Origin of the sequence: Frankia sp. AgKG'84/4, from assembly GCF_023242965.2 — a bacterium.
Lineage (GTDB): Bacteria > Actinomycetota > Actinomycetes > Frankiales > Frankiaceae > Frankia.
This window is the reverse complement of sequence record NZ_JALKFU020001096.1, coordinates 1-1,388: the sequence shown is the minus strand read 5'-3', so window position 1 is coordinate 1,388 and position 1,388 is coordinate 1. Positions and strand designations below refer to the sequence as shown.

Here is a 1,388-nt window from a genome sequence, read left to right as displayed (position 1 = left end):
GGCCGGGACCGGCGCGGCGGGCAGCGGGGCCACGGCGGGACCGAGCGGCGTCGACGGGCCCGCGGCGGGTCGTTCGCGGTGCGAAGCTGGTTCGGCCCCGACGCCGTCGACGGTTCCGGGGAGGGCCCCACCGAGGAGACGGCCCGTTCACTGGTGGAACGCTGCCTGCTCGCCGCCGACCTGCCGAGCCGTACCGACGACGACACGGCGCTGATAGCACTCACGACCCTGGCGGTGAACCCGCCGCTGTTGGAGCTGGCCCTGCCGGCCGTGGCGGCCTCGGCCGGCCAGGCTCGCATGGCTATCCGCACCGTCCTGATCGACTGCGGCATCGTCGCGGTCGACGACGCGACCCTGCTGGTCAGCGAGGTGGTGACCAACGCGGTCCTGCACGCCCGCAGTGACCTGGTGCTCCGGGCGTTCCTGGAGCCAGGCAGACTGCGGATCAGCGTCGAGGACCGCGAGGGCGCGCACCTGCCCCGGCCCGGTGCCGCCGCCGAGAACCGGCCCGACCCCGAGTCGGGCTGGGGCCTGTTGCTGGTCGAGGCGCTGTCGCTGGCCTGGGGGGTCGAGTCGACGGTGGGCGGCAAACGGGTCTGGTTCGACATCGAGGTCCCGGACCGGGCGTCCGGCGACCCACGGACCTCGCCCGCGTTCCCCGATCGACCCGTCGGCGGCGGCACGGGCGACCGGCTGCCCCCGGATCCGCCCGCGCAGAGCCGCGGCCGTCCCTGACGACGCGGCCGTCCCTGATGACGCGGCCGCGCGGTGTCAGCCGGCCACCGTGTGCTCAGCCGTGGAGTCGTCCGTCGTCTCGGCGACGCGGACGATGTTGCGCAGCATGCCCCCGAACACGGTGGCGTGGAACGGGCTGATCGCCCGCCAGTACAGCTGCCCGGGAAGCCCGCCGGGCAGGAAGATCGCCCGCTGCCGGTAGATGGTGGTGCCGTCGGCGTTGACCTCCGCGCGCAGCTCCAGCCACCCGTCACCGGGCATCTTCATCTCCGCCCGCAGCCGCAGCAGCCGACCCCGCTCGAGTTCCACGACCCGCCAGAAATCCAGCGCCTCGCCGACCTGCAGCCGCTGCGGGTCACGTCGCCCGCGCCGTGGCCCGACGCCGCCGACCAGGATGTCCAGCCATCCCCGGGCGGCCCAGGCGAGCGGCCAGGAGTACCAGCCGTTCTCCCCGCCAATGCCCTCGATGACCCGCCACAGCCGCTCTGGTGGCGCGGCGACCGCCCGTTCCCGTTCGTCGACGTAGAGCGCGCCGCCGGACCATTGTGGGTCGGTCAGCGCCGGTTCGCCGGGTGGCCGGGGAGCGCAGGTCCCGCCGGCGGCCGGTGCCCGCGCGGCGTCGCCGACCCGCGTGGTCCCGTCGAAGGGGGCGC

2 protein-coding genes are annotated in these 1,388 nt (G+C 75.2%); one reads left to right on the top strand and one right to left on the bottom strand.

Going from position 1 to position 1,388, the window contains the following annotated elements; genetic code table 11:
- Positions 1 to 735: ATP-binding protein (locus MXD58_RS27595; protein ID WP_250611042.1), on the top strand; the 735-nt coding region annotated here is incomplete at its 5' end.
- A 36-nt stretch (positions 736 to 771) separates the two neighbouring features.
- Here MXD58_RS27595 and MXD58_RS27590 read toward each other — a convergent pair.
- Positions 772 to 1,388 (bottom strand): DUF2867 domain-containing protein (locus tag MXD58_RS27590; protein WP_250611040.1); only part of this gene is annotated, 617 nt, incomplete at its 5' end.